At 69.7% G+C, this 17602-nt stretch carries 18 protein-coding genes and 1 pseudogene; 11 read left to right on the plus strand and 8 right to left on the minus strand.

Features of this window, described 5'->3' with window-relative positions; all coding sequences use genetic code 11:
• Positions 1 to 5: 5 nt before the first annotated feature.
• A complete protein-coding gene (locus CLV71_RS16955) occupies positions 6 to 1088 on the minus strand; it encodes a Zn-dependent alcohol dehydrogenase (RefSeq protein ID WP_133903703.1) in 1083 nt (360 codons plus the stop codon).
• A 125-nt stretch (positions 1089 to 1213) separates the two neighbouring features.
• Between CLV71_RS16955 and CLV71_RS16960 the strand changes: the two genes are divergently transcribed.
• From CLV71_RS16960 to CLV71_RS16975, 4 genes are read left to right on the plus strand one after another with little or no spacing between them, the layout of a single operon-like run.
• Positions 1214 to 2392 (plus strand): acyl-CoA dehydrogenase family protein, encoded by a 1179-nt coding sequence (locus tag CLV71_RS16960; RefSeq protein ID WP_133903704.1) that lies wholly within the window; start codon positions 1214 to 1216, stop codon positions 2390 to 2392.
• 3 nt (positions 2393 to 2395) lie between these two features.
• Positions 2396 to 3523, plus strand: a complete 1128-nt coding sequence (locus CLV71_RS16965; RefSeq protein ID WP_133903705.1) for an acyl-CoA dehydrogenase family protein — start codon at positions 2396 to 2398, stop codon at positions 3521 to 3523.
• A 14-nt stretch (positions 3524 to 3537) separates the two neighbouring features.
• Positions 3538 to 5136 carry a long-chain-fatty-acid--CoA ligase gene (locus CLV71_RS16970; RefSeq protein ID WP_133903706.1) on the plus strand — a complete coding sequence of 533 codons (1599 nt, stop codon included), beginning with the start codon at positions 3538 to 3540 and terminating at the stop codon, positions 5134 to 5136.
• A gap of 4 nt (positions 5137 to 5140) precedes the next feature.
• Positions 5141 to 5344, plus strand: a complete 204-nt coding sequence (locus CLV71_RS16975; protein WP_133903707.1) for a DUF5302 domain-containing protein — start codon at positions 5141 to 5143, stop codon at positions 5342 to 5344.
• 97 nt (positions 5345 to 5441) lie between these two features.
• On the opposite strand, the gene CLV71_RS48445 is transcribed toward CLV71_RS16975, so the two are convergent.
• The 4 genes from CLV71_RS48445 to CLV71_RS16995 form a co-directional block, all read right to left on the minus strand.
• A complete protein-coding gene (locus tag CLV71_RS48445; protein ID WP_208297591.1) occupies positions 5442 to 5648 on the minus strand; it encodes an NUDIX hydrolase in 207 nt (68 codons plus the stop codon).
• Positions 5645 to 6133: an NUDIX domain-containing protein gene (locus CLV71_RS16985; RefSeq protein WP_133903911.1), complete on the minus strand. Its 489-nt coding sequence runs from the start codon at positions 6131 to 6133 to the stop codon at positions 5645 to 5647. The genes CLV71_RS48445 and CLV71_RS16985 overlap by 4 nt, the downstream gene beginning before the upstream one ends.
• A 68-nt stretch (positions 6134 to 6201) precedes the next feature.
• The gene (locus CLV71_RS16990) at positions 6202 to 7302 is read right to left on the minus strand and encodes an NAD(P)H-dependent flavin oxidoreductase (protein WP_133903708.1); all 1101 of its coding nucleotides are present in this window, start codon (positions 7300 to 7302) and stop codon (positions 6202 to 6204) included.
• A gap of 20 nt (positions 7303 to 7322) precedes the next feature.
• Positions 7323 to 8945, minus strand: a complete 1623-nt coding sequence (locus CLV71_RS16995; RefSeq protein ID WP_133903709.1) for an acyl-CoA synthetase — start codon at positions 8943 to 8945, stop codon at positions 7323 to 7325.
• Positions 8946 to 8999: 54 nt separating this feature from the next.
• Between CLV71_RS16995 and CLV71_RS17000 the strand changes: the two genes are divergently transcribed.
• The gene (locus tag CLV71_RS17000) at positions 9000 to 9770 is read left to right on the plus strand and encodes a crotonase/enoyl-CoA hydratase family protein (protein ID WP_133903710.1); all 771 of its coding nucleotides are present in this window, start codon (positions 9000 to 9002) and stop codon (positions 9768 to 9770) included.
• 47 nt (positions 9771 to 9817) lie between these two features.
• On the opposite strand, the gene CLV71_RS17005 is transcribed toward CLV71_RS17000, so the two are convergent.
• Entirely contained in the window at positions 9818 to 11356 is a 1539-nt protein-coding gene (locus CLV71_RS17005) for an acyl-CoA synthetase (protein ID WP_133903711.1), read from the minus strand.
• Positions 11357 to 11377: 21 nt separating this feature from the next.
• Positions 11378 to 12418, minus strand: a complete 1041-nt coding sequence (locus CLV71_RS17010; protein ID WP_133903712.1) for an LLM class F420-dependent oxidoreductase — start codon at positions 12416 to 12418, stop codon at positions 11378 to 11380.
• 43 nt (positions 12419 to 12461) lie between these two features.
• Here CLV71_RS17010 and CLV71_RS50660 point away from each other — a divergent pair.
• The 6 genes and pseudogenes from CLV71_RS50660 to CLV71_RS17035 all read left to right on the plus strand — a co-directional run.
• Positions 12462 to 12743, plus strand: a pseudogene (locus tag CLV71_RS50660) (hypothetical protein); the annotation flags it as partial.
• Positions 12744 to 12762: 19 nt separating this feature from the next.
• The gene (locus CLV71_RS17015; RefSeq protein ID WP_133903713.1) at positions 12763 to 13704 is read left to right on the plus strand and encodes a Zn-ribbon domain-containing OB-fold protein; all 942 of its coding nucleotides are present in this window, start codon (positions 12763 to 12765) and stop codon (positions 13702 to 13704) included.
• A complete protein-coding gene (locus tag CLV71_RS17020) occupies positions 13701 to 14744 on the plus strand; it encodes a thiolase domain-containing protein (RefSeq protein WP_133903714.1) in 1044 nt (347 codons plus the stop codon). Before CLV71_RS17015 ends, CLV71_RS17020 begins: the two co-directional genes overlap by 4 nt.
• Positions 14744 to 15898 carry a thiolase domain-containing protein gene (locus tag CLV71_RS17025; protein ID WP_133903715.1) on the plus strand — a complete coding sequence of 385 codons (1155 nt, stop codon included), beginning with the start codon at positions 14744 to 14746 and terminating at the stop codon, positions 15896 to 15898. The genes CLV71_RS17020 and CLV71_RS17025 overlap by 1 nt, the downstream gene beginning before the upstream one ends.
• Positions 15895 to 16761 carry a TIGR03619 family F420-dependent LLM class oxidoreductase gene (locus CLV71_RS17030; RefSeq protein ID WP_133903716.1) on the plus strand — a complete coding sequence of 289 codons (867 nt, stop codon included), beginning with the start codon at positions 15895 to 15897 and terminating at the stop codon, positions 16759 to 16761. Before CLV71_RS17025 ends, CLV71_RS17030 begins: the two co-directional genes overlap by 4 nt.
• Positions 16758 to 17195, plus strand: a complete 438-nt coding sequence (locus tag CLV71_RS17035; protein WP_133903717.1) for a nuclear transport factor 2 family protein — start codon at positions 16758 to 16760, stop codon at positions 17193 to 17195. Before CLV71_RS17030 ends, CLV71_RS17035 begins: the two co-directional genes overlap by 4 nt.
• Here CLV71_RS17035 and CLV71_RS17040 read toward each other — a convergent pair.
• Positions 17176 to 17559, minus strand: coding sequence for a hypothetical protein (locus CLV71_RS17040; RefSeq protein WP_133903718.1), 384 nt, complete (start codon positions 17557 to 17559; stop codon positions 17176 to 17178). The two genes, CLV71_RS17035 and CLV71_RS17040, sit on opposite strands and share 20 nt — an antisense overlap.
• Positions 17560 to 17602: the final 43 nt, after the last annotated feature.

Below are 17602 nucleotides of genomic sequence, written 5' to 3' on the forward strand. Positions count from 1 at the left end.
ATTGGTCAGAACACCACAATCTGGCGGATCACGTTGGCTCCCTGTCTGAGCGCCTGCAGGGCGTCGTTGACCTCGTCGAGCGTGATCCGCCTGCTGATCATGCCCTCGAGGTCGAGCCGGCCCGCCCGCCACAGGGAGATCAGGCGCGGGTAGTCGCGACGCACGTCCGCGCCGCCGTAGAACGAGCCGAGCAGCCGCTTGTCGTGCAGGAACAGCTCCTGCGCACTGAACTCGACCATGGCGTCACCGCGCCCGGCGCCGACCACGACGACCGTGCCGCCGCGACGGCTGTTGTCCCACGCCGCGCGAATGGTCGCGGGCGCGCCGACCACGTCGAAGGCGTAGTCCCAGCCCTGTGACTCGGTCAGCGACACCCGCAGCCCGGCGACCTCGTCGGGGGTGACGGCATGTGTGGCGCCGAAGTGCCTGGCCGTCTCGTGTTTCTCGACGACGGGGTCCACGGCCACGATCTGGGCCGCGCCCGCGAGCCGGGCGCCCTGGATGACGGAGATGCCCACGCCGCCGCAGCCGAACACGAGGACTGTCGATCCCGGCTCGACCCTCGCCGTGTTGACGACGGCACCGACGCCGGTCATGACCCCGCACGCGACCAGCGCGGCGATCTCGAACGGCACGTCGTCCGCGATCCTGACCGCGCCCTCGACGGGCACGACCAGCTCCTCGGCGAACGTCCCGGTGCCCGCGTAACCGAACACGGGTGTGTCGCCCATCGCGAAACGCGGGTTCACGAACGCGGCGACCGTGTGGACCGCGCAGAGGTGACGCCTGCCGCCGACGCAGTTCACGCACGTGCCGCAGGGCGGGACGAACGTGAGGACGGCGTGGTCGCCGACCGCGAACTCGGTGACGTGTGAGCCGATCTCGGCGATCTCGCCCGCGCCCTCGTGGCCGATGATGCCCGGCGCCAGTGCGGGGAGCGTGCCGTCCATGGCCGACACGTCGCTGTGGCAGACGCCGGTCGCCCTGACCCGGATGCGGACCTCACGAGGGCCGACGGCGGCGGTGGTGACGTCGTCACGCAGCTCGAGCTCCGTGTCGCCGATCTGGTTGAGAACCGCCGCCTTCATTGCCGGACCTCCTCAGTTGGCTCGGACTCTAGTACATTCCTAGAACGTGTTCTAGTCGCGAGCGGAGCAAGCCGGCAGGCACCGCGAGCGGGCGAGCGGAGCGAGCCGATGACACAGGAGGTTGGATGCACATCGCCTACACGCCCGAGCAGGAGGCGCTGCGACGCGAGCTGCGGGCGTACTTCGCCCAGTTGATGACCCCTGAGCGGCTCGACGCGCTGGCCAGCGGAGGGGACTACGGCGACGGCGACGTGTACAAGGAGGTCGTGCGCCAGATGGGCGCCGACGGCTGGCTCGCGATCGGCTGGCCGGAGGAGTACGGCGGCCAGGCCCGTCCGATGCTCGACCAGCTCGTCTTCACCGACGAGGCGGCCGTCGCGGGGGCGCCGGTGCCCTTCCTGACGATCAACACGGTCGGCCCGACGATCATGAAGTTCGGGACCGAGAACCAGAAGCGGTTCTACCTGCCGCGCATCGCGGCGGGCGAGCTGCACTTCTCGATCGGCTACTCCGAGCCGGAGGCGGGCACGGATCTCGCGTCGCTGCGGACCAGGGCCGTCCGTGACGGGGACGAGTTCGTCATCAACGGACAGAAGATGTGGACGTCGCTGATCCAGTACGCGGACTACGTGTGGCTCGCGTGCCGGACCGACCCGGACGCGCCCAGGCACAAGGGTCTCTCGATGATCATCGTGCCGACCGACGCACCCGGCTTCTCCTGGACGCCGGTGCGGACGATGTCCGGGCCGACCACGAGCGCCACCTACTACGAGGACGTGCGGGTGCCGGTCGGCAACGTGGTGGGCGAGCTGAACCGCGGCTGGCCGCTGATCACCAACCAGCTCAACCACGAGCGTGTCGCACTGACGTCGTCGGCGCCGGTCCGCGAGGCACTGCGCGCCGTGCGGGAGTGGGCGCAGCAGACCAAGCTGCCGGACGGACGCCGGGTGATCGACCAGGAGTGGGTGCAGGTGCACCTCGCCCGCGTGCACGCGAAGGCGGAGTTCCTCAAGCTCGTCAACTGGAAGATCGCCTGGGGTGTGGACAAGGGCCTCAGCCCGGCGGACGCGTCGGCGACGAAGGTGTTCGGCACCGAGTTCGCGACCGAGGCCTACCGCCTGCTGATGGAGGTGCTGGGGCCGCAGGCGTACGTGCGAACCGGGTCGCCGGGTGCGTTGCTGCGCGGGCGGATCGAGCGCATGCACCGTGCGTCGCTGATCCTCACCTTCGGCGGCGGGACGAACGAAGTGCAACGCGACATCGTGGCGGCCGTCGGTCTCGGCATGCCACCGGCGAAGAGGTGAGTGATGGACTTCTCCTTCGACGACGACCTCACCGACCTCGCGGAGCTGACCCGCACGATCGTCACCGACCACGTGACGCCCGCGCGGCTCACCGAGGTGGAGGCGACCGGCGACCGTTTCGACCGTGCACTGTGGACGGACCTGGCGAAGGCGGGCGTGCTGTCCGCGGCCCTGCCGGAGTCGGTCGGCGGCAGCGGGCTCGGACTGCTCGAACAGTGCGCGGTGCTCGTCGAGCTGGGACGAACGGTGGCGCCGGTGCCGTACCTGTGCTCCATCGTCCAGGCGGCCTCGGCCATCGCCGAGTTCGGCACGGACGCCCAGCGGGCCGAGTGGGCGGCACCCGCCGCGGACGGGAGGGTCGTCCTGACGGCCGCACTGTCCGAAGAGGTCGGTGACGACCCGACCGGACCGGCTGCCTTCGCGGAGCGTGCAGGTGCATCCGCACCCTGGCGTCTGCACGGAACAAAAGTCGCCGTCCAGGCGGGTCCGGTGGCGGATCTTTTCCTTGTGCCCGCCGAAACCGCCGCCGGCCTCACTGTGTTTCTCGTCACGCCCAACGACTTCGGCGTGGCCGTACACAGGCAGGAGATCGTCGACCGCGACAGTGAGGCATTGCTGGAATTATACAATGTGTCACTTGGCGAGGACCGTGTTCTCGGCACGGCCGGCAACGGAACGTCGGTTGTCGAATGGCTCGCGACACGGGGCACGGTCGGCCTTTGCGCGCTTCAGGCCGGTGTTTCCTCGGAGAGTTTGCAGCTGACGGCAAAGTATGCAACCAGCAGAGTGCAATTTGAACGTCCGATAGCGACATTTCAGGCGGTGGGACAGCGCCTCGCGGACTGTTACATCGACGCCGAGGCAATCCGTTTGACCCTGTGGCAGGCCGCTTGGCGAGTGTCCAAAAATCTCGCTGCCCAGACCGAGGTCGCCACCGCGAAGTTCTGGGCGGCCGACGGCGGGCACCGCATAGCGCATACGGCGGTGCACATTCACGGCGGCATGGGTATTGACGTGGACTACCCACTCCATCGATATTTTGTTGCCTCGAAACGCATCGAGTTCAGCCTCGGCGGCGCGACCACACAACTGCGCCGCATCGGCGCCACACTGGCCGCGGAGCCGGCCTAGAGAAGGAGGTTCGCATGACCGCGCCTGGGGATCCGGTCCCCACCGTCACCGAGCTGTTGCTCGCGCGCGCGGACGATGCGAACCCGGGCCTCGCGTTCGAGGACCAGCGGTGGTCCTGGAAGGAGCACGTACGGGAGTGCGCCGACCGGGCCGCGCTGCTCCGGTCCCTGCGCAGGCCGGGCCCGTTCCACGTCGGCGTGCTGCTCGACAACGTGCCGGACGTCTCGTTCCTCCTCGGCGGCGCGGCGCTCGCGGGCGCGGTGTTCGTCGGGCTGAACACGACCCGGCGCGGTGCCGCGCTGGTGCAGGACATCAGGCTGGCCGACTGCCAGCTCGTGATCACCGACAGCCGGTACGTCGAACTGTTACAGGGCCTGGACATCGGTGCCCGCGTGCTGGACATCGACTCGCCCGCCTGGCACGTGATGGCCTACCGGCACCAGTACTCGCCGCTCGAGGCCGCCCCCGCCGCCCCGGACGACCTGCTGATGCTGATCTTCACGTCCGGCACCAGCGGTGACCCCAAGGCCGTGCGCATCACACACGGGAAGGTCACCTGGCCGGGCGTCATGCTCGCGGAACGCTACGGGCTCGGCCCCGGCGACACGTGCTACGTGGCGATGCCGATGTTCCACTCGAACGCGGTCATGGCCGGGTGGGCCGTCGGCCTGGCAGCGGGTGCCCAGGTGGCGCTGCGCCGCAGGTTCTCGGCCAGCGGCTTCCTCCCCGACGTGCGGACCTACGGCGTGACGTACGCGAACTACGTGGGGAAACCGCTCTCCTACATCCTGAGCACGCCCGAGGCGCCGGACGACGCGACCAACCCGCTCAAGGTGATGTTCGGCAACGAGGCGAACCCACGCGACGTGGCCGCGTTCTCGCAGCGCTTCGGCTGTGTCGTGGTCGACGCGTACGGTTCGACCGAGGGCGGCATCTCGGTGGTCCGGCCACCCGACACCCCCGCGGGCTCGCTCGGCAGGCTGGACGAGCCCCTGGCGGTCCTCGACCCGGACACGGGCGCGGAGTGCGGGCGAGGGCAGGTCGGCGAGCTGGTGAACAAGTCCGGCGCGGGTATGTTCGCCGGCTACTACAAGGACTCGGCCGCCGACGGCGACCGCCTGCGGGACGGCAGGTTCTGGAGCGGCGACCTCGTCTACCGCGACGAGGACGATTTCCTGTGGTTCGAGGGCCGGACCAGCGAGTGGCTGCGGGTCGACGGCGAGAACCTGGGTTCCGCCCCGATCGAGCGGCTGCTGCTGCGCCATCCCTCGGTGGCCGAGGCCGCGGTGTACGCGGTGCCGGACCCGTCGTCGGGCGACCAGGTCATGGCCGCGCTGGTGTACCGGGGCGAGTTCGACCCGGTGGCCTTCGCGGAGTTCCTGCGCGAGCAGTCCGACCTCGGCCCGAAGCAGGCGCCCCGGTTCGTCCGGGTGACCGCGCGACTGCCCCGCACGGCGACGTACAAGGTGCTCAAACGCACGCTGTCGGCCCAGCGCTGGCGCACCCCGGACCCCGTGTGGTGGCGACCGGGTGCGGAGCTGGCGTACGAGCCGCTGACCCCGTCGAGCGATCCGATCCGGCTCGACTGGGGCGCCCGCTCCGTGCGACCCTGAGTCCATGCCTGACACACCGGAACCCGCATCCGCCGAGACAGAGACCCCAGCCGAGCAGGAGGATGTGAAGGCCGCGTTCCGAGCGGCACTGGAGCGCAAGCAGGCGAACAACCGCGCGGGCCAGGAGCACGCCGACGCCCGCTCGAAGGTGGACAACGCCCACGGCCCGGCCAGCGCGAAGCGCACCTTCCGCCGCAAGAGCGGCTGATCTACCTCGAGACGGGGGCCGACCGGTGAGGTCGGCCCCTTTCTCATGTCGCGGTCAGGCCGTGGAGCAGGTAGGCGCCCCGTCGGTGAGGGCACCGTCACGGGATCATGCGTTCGACCTCGACGCGGGGGAACCACTGCTCGGTCAGCTCGCGGTGCGGCTCGCCGGGGGTCAGACCGGTGGCGAGGAAGACGTGGCAGCGCTGGCCGGCGGTGCGGTTCGCCGGGTGGACGTGCCCACCAACCGCCAGTTCCTGGCCGTGCGGCCGGTCTCCTCCCGCAGCTTCCGCGCCCCCGGCTCTCACTTATGCACACGCATCGTGAACAGCAGGTAGGCGGCCAGTGAGGAGTCGTCCGTGATGACGCCTTCGCGGATCATCCGTTCGACCTCGGTGCGGGGGAACCACCGCTGGCGCATGTCCTGCTCGGTCAGCTCGCGGTGCGGCTCGCCGGGGGTCAGGTCGGTGGCCAGGAAGACGTGGAAGCACTGGTTGGTGATGCCGTGCGCGGTGTTGAGGTAGCCGAGGCGTGCCCAGGTCGCGGCCGTGAAGCCGGTCTCCTCGACCAGCTCCGCCGTGGCCAGCTCCTCCGGCGTGCCCGTCACCCCCTGGGGGAACCCGCCCTGCGGGAACTGCCACCGCCGCGCCCGCAGCGGGTAGCGGTACTCCTCGACCAGGTGGAAGCCGTCGTTCTCCAGGGGCAGGACCAGCGCGAAGTCCGGTTTGTCGATCACGGAGTAGATCCCGCGCGACCCGTCCTCGCGCTCGATCGCGTCCTCCCTCAGCGTCATCCAAGGGTTCTCGTAGACGACCTTCGAGGAGAGTGTCCTGATCGCGGTGGTGGGTTCGTCGCTGTCGCTCACGCCTTGAGTCTGGCGCGAGCCTCCTCGACCTCGGCCAGCAGGCTCGCCATGACCTCCGCCACCGGGCGGATCTCGTTCATCCTGCCGACGATCTGGCCGACCGGCATCGCGACGACCTCCGGGTCGCCGCCACGCATCATGCGGTGGTGTGCCTCGCTGACCAGCAGGTTCTGCAGCGGCATCGGCAGCGGTTCCGGCGCGTCCGGTTCGGCCCACGCCTGTGTCCACTTGTTCTTCAGCAGCCGCGCGGGCTTGCCGGTGTAGATCCTGGCCCGGACGGTGTCGCTGGAGGTGGCCCGCACCAACGCTGTCTGAACAGGACTGTCGCCGAGCTGGTACTCGGCCGTGGTGAGCCAGTACGAGCCCATCCACACGCCTGCCGCACCGAGTGCGTGCGCCGCGAGCACCTGACGGCCGCTGCCGATCCCGCCCGCGGCGAGCACCGGCACCCGGTCGCCGACCGCGTCGACCACCTCGGGGATGAGCACCATCGAGGCGATCTCACCGGTGTGCCCGCCCGCCTCGTAGCCCTGCGCCACCACGATGTCGACACCGTTCTCGACGTGCCTGCGTGCGTGCGCCGCGGTGCCCGCCAGTGCCGCGACCGGCACGCCGTGCTCGTGTGCCCGCTCGATCACGTCGACCGGCGGCGAGCCGAGCGCGTTGGCTATCAACGAGATGTTGTGCTCCATCGCGACGTCGACGTGCGCCCGTGCGACGGAGTGCAGCCAGCCGAGGACACCGGCGCTGGTGTCGTCGCCCGAAAGCGGTGGTACGCCGAGCTTCAGGAGTGTTCGCTCGACGAACTCCTTGTGCCCCTCGGGCACCAGCTCGGACAGGTCCTTCGACGTGCCCTCCTTCGGGATCGTCGCGGGCATCACGATGTCGACGCCGTAGGGCTTCCCGTCGGTGTTCTCGTCCATGAAGGACAGTGCCGCGTCGAGGTCGGCGGCGTCGTTGAACCGCACGCAGCCGAGCACACCCATCCCCCCGGCCCGGCTGATGGCCGCGGCAACGTGCTCGGACGGCGTGAACCCGAAGATCGGATGCTGGATACCGAATCGCTCAGACAGCGCTGATATGGTCGCTTCGTTCATCCGCCCAGCCGCCTCCTTCACTACGCTCCTGCGGTGACATTGGCCGCCTTCCAGGCAGGCTCGTGCTCCTCGGTGTGCCCCTTCGCCCAGCGGTAGTCCGGCTTCCCGCTCGGCGCGCGGCCGACCTCGTCCACGACCCAGACGCTGCGTGGCGTCTTGTAGGCGGCGAGCCGTGCCCGCACGTGCGCGTCGAGTGCCGCGAAGTCGATCTCCCGGCCCTCCCACGGCGCCAGCAGCGCCGCGACCCGCTGCCCGAGCCGCTCGTCCGGAACACCGACGACCAGCGCGTCGAAAACGTCCTCGTGGGACTTGAGCACGGCCTCGACCTCCTCGGGGAACACCTTCTCGCCACCGGTGTTGATCGAGACGTTTCCCCGGCCCAGCAACGTGATCGTGCCGTCCTCCTCCAGGCGCGCGTAGTCGCCGGGCACCACGTACCGTTCGCCGCCGACCTCCGCGAAGATCGTCGCGCTCTTCTCCGGGTCCTTGTAGTAGCCGAGCGGCACGAAACCGCCGCGTGCGAGCCTGCCGGTCTCGCCGGGCCCCACGGGGTTGTCGTCGTCGTCGATCACGATCGTCTTCGGGCCGCCCGCCACACGCGGGCCGCCGCTGCCCTGCTCGCCGCCCTTCATGATGATGCCGATGCCCTGGAAGCCCGACTCGGACGAGCCGATGGCGTCGGTGAGCACCACGTTCGGCACGGTCTCGAGGAACTGCTCCTTCACCGAAGGCGAGAAGAGCGCCGCGTGGCTGGAGATCGCCATCAGCGACGACGCGTCGTAGTCGCCCTCCTCGTAGGCGGCGAGCAGCGGTCGTGCCATGGCGTCGCCGACGATCGTCATGACCCTGACCTGGTGGCGCTGTACGGCCCGCCACACCTCGTGCGGGTCGAACTGCGGCAGCAGGACCACGGTGTCGCCCGCGAAGAGCGCGGGCAGGGTCGCCCACTGCGCGGCGCCGTGGATCAGCGGCGCGCACGGGAGACGGGTCATGCCGCTGGACTCGACGCCGCGCTGCGACTGGGTCCACTCGTCGGCCAGGTGCTCGCCGGAGTAGACGTCGATGCCGCCACCGAGCACGCGCCAGACGTCCTCGTGACGCCACATGACGCCCTTCGGGAAGCCCGTGGTGCCGCCGGTGAACAGGATGTAGAGGTCGTCGGCGCTGCGTTCGCCGAAGTCGCGGTCCGGGCTCTGGGCGGCCAGCGCGGGCTCGTACTCGGTCCCGCTGTGCGGCGCGTCCGTCCCGTCCTCGATGACGACCGTGTGGCGGACACGCGGCGTGTCCGGCAGCACCGCGGCTACCTTGTCGGAGTACCGCCGTTCGTGGACGACCGCGACGAGGTCGGCGTTGTCGAACAAGTATCGCAACTCGTTCTCGACATACCGGAAGTTCACGTTGACCGGTACGGCACGCAGCTTGTACACGGCGAGCAGCGTCTCGACGGCCTCGATGGAGTTGCGGCTGTAGAACCCGATGTGATCGCCGCGCCCGATGCCCTGTTCGGCCAGGTGGTGGGCCAGTTGGTTGGCACGCCCCTCCAGTTCCGCGAACGTCGCCGAGCGGTCGCCGCAGGCGATCGCGACTCGGTCCGGAAAGGCGTCGACTGCGTGCTCGAAGAGGTCCGCGATGTTGAGGGCCACGTGACCAAACTAGAACGTGTTATCGTTTCTGGCAATCCTTTCCTTGGAGGTGCGATGCCGGACTGCCTTGTCGAGCAGACCGACCATGTACTGGTCGTGACGATGAACCGCCCCGAGGCACGCAACGCCCTGTCCGGGGAGATGCTCAAGATCATGCTCGAGGCGTGGGACCGCGTCGACGAGGACGACTCGGTCCGCTGCTGTGTGCTCACCGGCGCGGGCGGTGCGTTCTGCGCGGGCGCCGACCTCAAGGCGATGACCCGCTCCCACCCCGGCGAGACGTCCTTCGACGCGGCACGCATCGAACCGCTGCTCAAGGGCCGCCGACTGACGAAACCACTGATCGCGGCGGTGGAGGGCCCGGCCATCGCGGGCGGCACGGAGATCCTGCAGGCGACGGACATCCGCGTCGCGGGCGAGAGTGCGCGCTTCGGGGTGTCGGAGGCACGCTGGGGCCTGTACCCGCTCGGTGGTTCCGCGGTGCGCCTCCCCCGCCAGCTCCCGTACACGCTCGCGGCGGACCTGCTGTTGACGGGCCGTCACATCCGAGCGGAGGAGGCCCGTCAGATGGGCCTGATCGGCCACGTGGTCCCCGACGGCGAGGCCCTGCCGAAAGCGCTGGAGATCGCGGCGGCGATCGCGGCGAACGGGCCGCTCGCGGTGCGCGCCATGCTCCGCACGATCCGCGAGACGGAGGGCATGCCCGAGAACGAGGCCTTCGCGGCCGATGCCAGGAACGGCATGGCGGTCTTCCGCAGCGCGGACGCGAAGGAGGGTCCGAAAGCCTTCGCGGAGAAGCGAAAGCCGGACTTCCAGGGCAGGTAGGGCTTTTCCCGCCGATGGGCGACCCCGAGGTATCGCCCATCGGCCGGTCAGATCGCCCGGTCGCGGTCCGCCCAGTACGGGTCCCGGAGCTTTCGCTTGTACAGCTTGCCGTTCGGGTCGCGCGGCAGCTCGTCGACGTAGTCGATCGACCTGGGGAGCTTGAACTTCGCCAGGCGTCCGGCCGCGAAGGACAGCAGTTCCTCGGTCAGGGCCTCGCTCGGCGCGGCGCCTTCCGCGGGCCGCACGACCGCCTTGATCTCCTCGCCCCAGTCCGGGTTCGGGACGCCGAACACCGCGACGTCCGCGACCTTCGGGTGGACCGCCAGCTCGTTCTCTATCTCCGCGGGGTAGATGTTCACGCCGCCGGAGATGATCATGTCGGCCTTGCGGTCGCACAGGTAGAGGTAGCCGTCCTCGTCCATGTACCCGATGTCGCCCAGGGTGAAGAGGTCGCCGACACGCGCGGCCTTCGTCTTCTCCTCGTCCTTGTGGTACTGGAACGACGACGTGCCCATGCGCATGTACACGAGCCCGGTCGTGCCAGAGGGCACCTCCTCGCCCGCGTCGTCGAGGACCTTCACGACCGAGTTGGGCCACGGACGGCCGACGGAGCCGGGCTTGCGGAGCCACTCGTCCGCCATGATCGTCGTGCCGCCGCCCTCGGTCGCGGCGTAGTACTCGACCACCACCGGGCCCCACCAGTCCAGCATCCGGCGCTTGACCTCGTTGGGGCACGGGGCGGCGCCGTGGATCATGCAGCGCAGCGAGGAGACGTCGTACTTCTCGCGCGCCTCGGCCGGGAGGTCCAGCAGGCGGTGGAACTGCGTCGGCACCATGTGGCTGTGGGTGACGTGGTACTTCTCGATCAGGCGCAGCATCTCCTCGGGGCGCCAGCGGTCCATCAGCACCGCCGTGTGTCCCAGTTGGACGGAGTTCGCCACGAAGTTCAGCACGGCCGTGTGGTAGAGCGGCGAGCCGCAGACGTGTACGTGGCCGTCGAACGGCGCCAGGCCGAAGATGCCGAAGAACCACGTCGCGGCGACGGGCACGTCGTCGGGGTCGGCACCCGTCAGCGGACGGCGAACCCCCTTGGGGCGGCCGGTCGTGCCGGACGTGTACAGCATCGGCGAGCCGGCTGTCCGCACGTCAGGGCGGCCGGTCTCCCCGGCCCCCAGTGACGACAGCGGTTCGAAGCCGGGGAGGTCGCCGACCGCGAAACCGCGGACGTCCGTGCGTGCCAGCGCATCCGTCGCCGTCTCGGCGAACCGCTCGTGGGCGATGAACGCCTTGGCGCCACTGTCCTCGATGAGGTACGCGACCTCCGCGCCGACCAGGTGCCAGTTGGCCATCACGACGTAGAGGCCGGTCTGGAACGCACCGAAGTAGACGGACACCAGGTCGATCCCGTTGGGCAGCAACAGGACGACGGCGTCACCAGGTTCGAGGCCCATCGCCTGGAACCCGCGGCCGTAGCGGTCGGCCGCGGCGGCCAGCTCGGCGTAGGTCACCTGCCTGCCGTCCGGATCGACCACCGCGGTCAGGTCGGGTTGCTCACGGGCGATGTTCCACAGTCCGATCGAGGCCACGGACCCAATCTAGAACGTGTTTCAGTTCTCGGCAAGGACCTCGGCCACTGTGCGCACCTGCGCGGCGTCCCGGCAGCCCACCATCAGCATGGTCACGCCCCGGTCCGCCCACTGCTTGACCTGCGCGCGAACCTGCTCGGCGGTGCCGATCATGGCCGTCTCGGCGATCAGCTCGTCCGGCACGGCAGCGGCGGCGTCGGCCTTGCGGCCCGCGCGGAACAGGGCGGTCACCTCGTCGACGACCTCGCCGTAACCCATGCGCCGGAACAGGTCCGCATGGAAGTTCTTCTGCTCCGCACCCATCCCGCCCGCGTAGAGGGCGATCACGGGGCGGTGCTTGTCGAACTCGGCGGCGGGGTCGCCGGTGACGGTGACGGTGACGCTGGCCGCGACCTCGAAGTCGGCCCGCGAGCGGCGCGCGCCGGGCCGCCTGAAGCCGTCGTCGAGCCAGGAGTTGTACTGGTCGGCGAGCTTGTCGGAGTAGTAGACGGCGAGCCAGCCGTCGGCGATCTCGGCGGCGAGCGCGACGTTCTTGGGGCCCTCGGCGCCGAGCCAGATGGGCAGGTCGGCGCGCAGGGGGTGGGTGATCGGCCGGAGCGACTTGCCGAACCCGTCGGCGCCTGCGCCGGTGTAGGGCAGGGGGTAGTGCGGCCCGGGGCTGGCGACGGGCGCCTCGCGTGCGAGCACCTGCCGGACGATGCCGACGTACTCGCGGGTCCTGGCGAGGGGCTTGCCGAACGGGGCGCCGTACCAGCCCTCGACGACCTGCGGCCCCGAGACGCCGAGCCCCAGGATCGCCCGGCCGCCGGAGAGGTGGTCGAGGGTGAGCGCGGCCATGGCGGCGGCGGTCGGCGTACGCGCGGAGAGCTGCGCGACGGCCGTGCCGAGCCGCACGTTCCGCGTCGCCGAGCCCCACCAGGCGAGCGGCGTGAACACGTCCGACCCCCACGACTCGGCCGTGAACACGGCGTCATATCCGGCGTCGTCCGCGGCAACGACCATCTCGGCCGCGTTGGCCGGCATGCCGGCACCCCAGTACCCGAGCTGCAGTCCAAGCTTCATGCCGGCATCGTAGAACGAGTTCCGGCCGACCACGGAGTACGAGCAGGCGCTCGCACACGCGCGGAAGAACCGCGACCTCGCCCACTTGTTCAAGACCCTCGAACACTGGCGCCGCGTAGCCCTGGTGCAGAGCAACCCGGTGGACTTCCCCGTGGGTCGGCGACCCCGTCAACAGCCGGAATCCCGACGGCGCCGTGCGGACTCATGCCTTCGGCACACACCACGAAGACCTCGTGACCTACCTGATCCTCAACGACCAACGTCGAGTAGATGCGCTGTCGGTACAGTGGCTTGGCTGACCTGGGGCACTTGCCCGGCAAAGTAGAACGTGTTTCACTCTGGGTGTGACCCAGGCACCGTTGTCAGCGCCACTCGACATTGGGTTCGACTACACCCGGTCGCTGGGACCGACGCTGAGCCGGTTTGTCACCGGGCTCGCCCAGCGGCGGATCCTCGGGGCTCGCGGGGCCGACGGGCGGGTGCACGTACCCCCACCCGAGTACGACCCCGTCACCTCGGAGCCACTCGGCGAGCTGGTCGAGGTCGGCCACACCGGAACCGTCACCACCTGGTGTTGGCAGCCGGAACCCCTTGCCGGGCAGCCACTCCAGCAGCCCTTCGCCTGGGCGTTCGTACTGCTCGACGGGGCGGACACACCCATGCTGCACGCCGTCGACGCACAGGACGTGCACACCGGCATGCGGGTGCGGGCGCGGTGGGCCGAGGAACGCGGCAACGGGATCCGGGACATCGCCTGTTTCGCGCCCGAGGCCGACGTGCCGGAGGTCGGCCCGGCACCCGCCGACGAGATCACCATGATCACGACGCCCGTGAACCTGAACTACACGCACTCCGCCTCACCTGAGGAAAGCCTCTACCTGCGCGGCCTCGCGGAAGGCAAGCTGCTCGGACAACGATGTCCCGCCTGCCAGAAGGTCTACATCCCACCGCGTGGCGCCTGCCCCACCGACGGCGTGCCCACCGAGGACGAGATCGAACTGCCCGACCGGGGAATCGTCACCACGTTCTGCATCGTGAACGTGCCGTTCCTCGGACAGCGGATCAAGCCTCCTTACGTGGCCGCCTACATCCTCCTCGACGGCGCCGACATCGCCTTCCTGCATCTCGTCCTGGGTTGCGACGCCAAGGACGTCCGCATGGGCATGCGGGTCGAGGCCGCCTGGAAGCCCCGCGACCAGTGGGGCACCACGCTCGAGAACATCGACCACTTCCGGCCCACCGGCGAACCGGACGCGCCGTACGACAGCTACGCGGGGCACCTATGAGCACGGACGTCTCCATTGTCTCCTTCGCGCAGGCGCCCAACGTGCGTGCGACCCACGGCACCACCAACGGTGTCGAAATGCTCGTGCCCATCATGAAAGAGGCACTCGACAACGTCGGACTGTCCAAGAAGGACATCGGCTTCTGGTGCTCCGGGTCGTCCGACTACCTGGCCGGACGCGCGTTCTCCTTCATCGCCGCCGTGGACGCCATCGGCGCGTTCCCACCGATCCACGAGTCACACGTGGAGATGGACGCCGCCTGGGCGCTCTACGAGGCCTGGGTGAAGATCCGGACCGGTGAGGTCGACACCGCGCTCGTCTACGGCTTCGGGAAGTCCTCCGCGGGCCAGCTGCGGCGAGTGCTCGCGCTCCAGCTCGACCCCTACACGGTCGGTCCACTGTGGCCTGACGCGGTCAGCATCGCGGGGCTCCAGGCACGACTCGGACTCGAGAAGGGCCTCTGGACCGAACGGGACATGGCCAACGTCGCCGTGCGCAGCCGGGCCGCCAACGCCAACGCCCAGGTCCACGAGCAGGTCACGGCGGACGAGCTGCTCGAACGGCCCTACCTCGCGGACCCGTTGCGCAAGCACGACTGCGCGCCCGTCACCGACGGCGCTGCCGTCGTCATCCTCGCGGCGCAGGACAAGGCCCGGGACCTGTGCGAGCGGCCCGCACGCATCGCCGGTATCCAGCACCGGGTCGAGTCGGCCCAGCTCGGCGCGCGGGACCTCACCACCTCACCGTCCACAGTGGCCGCTGCCAAGGCCGTGAACGTCGACGGGGTCACGCTCGCCGAGCTGCACGCGCCGTTCACACACCAGGAGATCCTGCTGCGCCAGGCACTCGGGCTCGGTGACGAGGTCGTGGTCAACCCCTCCGGGGGACCACTGACCGGGAACCCGATGTTCGCGGCCGGACTGGCCCGCATCGGCGAGGCCGCGTCCCGCCTGCGGCCCGGCGAGCGCGCCATCGCGCACGCCACGGCCGGTCCCGCGCTCCAGCAGAATCTGGTGTGCGTGCTCGAAGGAGGATCCTGATGGCGAAACAACGCGCCGCGGTCCTCGGTGTCGGTCAGACCCACCACCGCAGCAAGCGGCTCGACGTGACCATCGGCGGTCTGTGCCGCGAGGCGATCGACCGGGCGCTCGCGGACGCCGACCTCACGTTCGCCGACGTCGACGCGGTCGTGCTCGGCAAGGCACCGGACCTGTTCGAGGGCGTCATGATGCCCGAGCTGATGCTCGCGGACGCCATCGGCGCCACAGGAAAACCCCTGCTGCGCGTGCACACCGCGGGCTCTGTGGGTGGTTCGACGGCCAACGTCGCCGCCAGCCTCGTGCACGGCGGTGAGCACTCCCGCGTGCTGGCCGTGGCGTTCGAGAAGCAGTCCGAGTCCAACGCCATGTGGGCACTGTCGATCGGGATCCCGTTCAACATGCCCGTCGGCGCGGGTGCGGGCGGGTACTTCGCGCCGCACGTGCGGTCCTACATCCGCCGGTCCGGTGCGCCGCAGCACATCGGCTCACTCGTCGCGGTCAAGGACCGGCGCAACGGGGCCAAGAACCAGTACGCGCACCTCAAACAGGCCGACATCACGCTGGAGTCGGTGCAGGCGTCGGCCATGCTGTGGGACCCGATCCGCTACGACGAGACGTGTCCGTCCTCGGACGGCGCGTGCGCGATCGTCCTCGGTGACGAGAACGCCGCGAAGGGCAGGACGGCGGCGTGGATCCACGCGACCGCGATGCGGACCGAGCCGACGACGTTCGCCGGCCGTGACCAGGTCAACCCGCAGGCAGGCAAGGACGCCGCGGCGGCGCTGTGGCAGCAGGCCGGGATCACCGACCCACTGTCCCAGGTGGACGCCGCGGAGATCTACGTGCCGTTCTCCTGGTTCGAGCCGATGTGGTTGGAGAACCTCGGCTTCACCGAGGAGGGCCAGGGCTGGAAGCTCACCGAGGCAGGCGAGACCGAGCTGGGTGGGCGGCTGCCGATCAACCCGTCCGGCGGTGTGCTGTCGTCCAACCCCATTGGGGCGTCGGGGATGTTGCGTTTCGGTGAAGCCGCCATGCAGGTCATGGGCCGCGCCGGCGAGCACCAGGTCGACGGCGCGCGTATCGCGCTGGGCCACGCGTACGGCGGTGGTTCGCAGTACTTCTCGATGTGGGTCGTGGGAGCTGAGAAACCATGAAGTTCTCTGTTGGCGTCGCGTTGAGTCCGCTCGACCAGCTCGCCGGGCTCGCGAAGACGGCCGAGGAGTGCGGGTACGCGTCGATCGCGTTGCCGGACTCCCTGTTCTACTCCGAGCAGGTGTCCGCAAAATACCCCTACACCGTGGACGGCAACAGGTTCTGGGCCGAGGACACGCCGTGGGTCGACCCGTTCGCCGCCGCGGCGGCCATGGGTGCGGTGACGTCACGGATCCGCTTCTACACGCAGGTGCTCAAGCTCAACCCGCGCAACCCCGTGCTGCTCGCCCGTCAGGTCGGCTCGGTGGCCGTGCTCACCGGCAACCGGTTCGGGCTGGGGGTCGGGCTCGGCTGGTCGCCGGAGGAGACGCGGTGGTGCGGCGGGGAGTTCGACCACCGGGGCGCCCGCGCGGACGAGGCCATCGACATCCTCAAGCTGATCCTCGGCGGCGGGATGGTCGAGTACCACGGAAAGCACTACGACTTCGGCAAGCTGCGGATGAGCCCGGAACCGACCGAGCCGGTGCCGTTCTACGTCGGCGGGCACACGGAGGCGGCACTGCGGCGCGCGGCGCGGGTCAGCGACGGCTGGACGTCCGCGATGATCAAGTTCGACGAGCTGCGCGAGGTCATCGACCGGCTCGGCAAGCTCCGCGCCGAGTACGACCGCACGGGGCCGTTCGAGATCCAGGCCGTGTGCCTGGACCGGTTCGGCCTCGACGGCTACCGGCAGCAGGCCGACATCGGCGTCACGGACGCGATCGTGATGCCGTGGGTGTTCTACGGCGTCGGCTTCGACGGTCCCCTGCGGGACAAGCAGGACGGCATGAAACGGTTCGCCGACGAGATCATGGGGAAGCTATGACCGCGATCACCTGGAGCGGCCCGGACACCACGCACCCGGCACGGACGGCGTCGCGCCGGTCGATGGACGCCGTTACCCGTGGTGCCAAGGACGAGTGGCTCGCGTTGTTCGCCGAGGACGCGGTCGTCGAGGACCCGGTCGGCAAGTCGATGTTCGACCCGACCGGCGACGGCCACCGCGGTCCCGAGGCCATCTCCGCCTTCTGGGACATGACGATCGGCAACGTCGAGCGGTTCGAGTTCGACATCAGGGACTCGTTCGCCGCGGGCGACGAGGTGGCGAACGTCGGCACGATCACGACGTTCCTGCCCGGCGGGTCCAGGATCGACACCGAGGGCGTCTTCGTCTACCGGGTGAACGACGACGGGTTGGTCGTGTCGCTGCGGGCGTTCTGGGAGACCGAACGCGCGATGGCTACCCTGCGGAAGGTGTGAGCTCGATCCCGTAGTCGAGACAGGCCTTCACGACGTCGTCCTGGTTGAAGTCCGTGCGGGCAAGGAAGTCCGCGAGCGCGGCGTCCTCGCTGAACACCGTGAGCGCGAAGTACGCGGAGTCGAACGCCCGGCGCAGGTCCTCGTCCGGCGCGCCCGCGCGGATCCGCGACAGCTCGTCCATCGTGACGTCGACGACCGAGGCGAACTCACCCGGCGCGGCGGCGTAGTCGCCTGCCGCCGCGTAGAGCTTGCTCACCGCCTTGCCGTAGTCGTCGCAGAAGTGGGCGGCCGGGTTGGGTCCGCCGCACGCCACCAGCGCACCGGTCAGTGCGACGGCGACGAGGGTGGGGAGACGGCGAACCACGCCAACAGCCTGCTCCGGGGCCCGGGGGTCCACCCACCACGCG

This window comes from Actinophytocola oryzae, assembly GCF_004364325.1.
Classification (GTDB): Bacteria; Actinomycetota; Actinomycetes; order Mycobacteriales; family Pseudonocardiaceae; genus Actinophytocola; species Actinophytocola oryzae.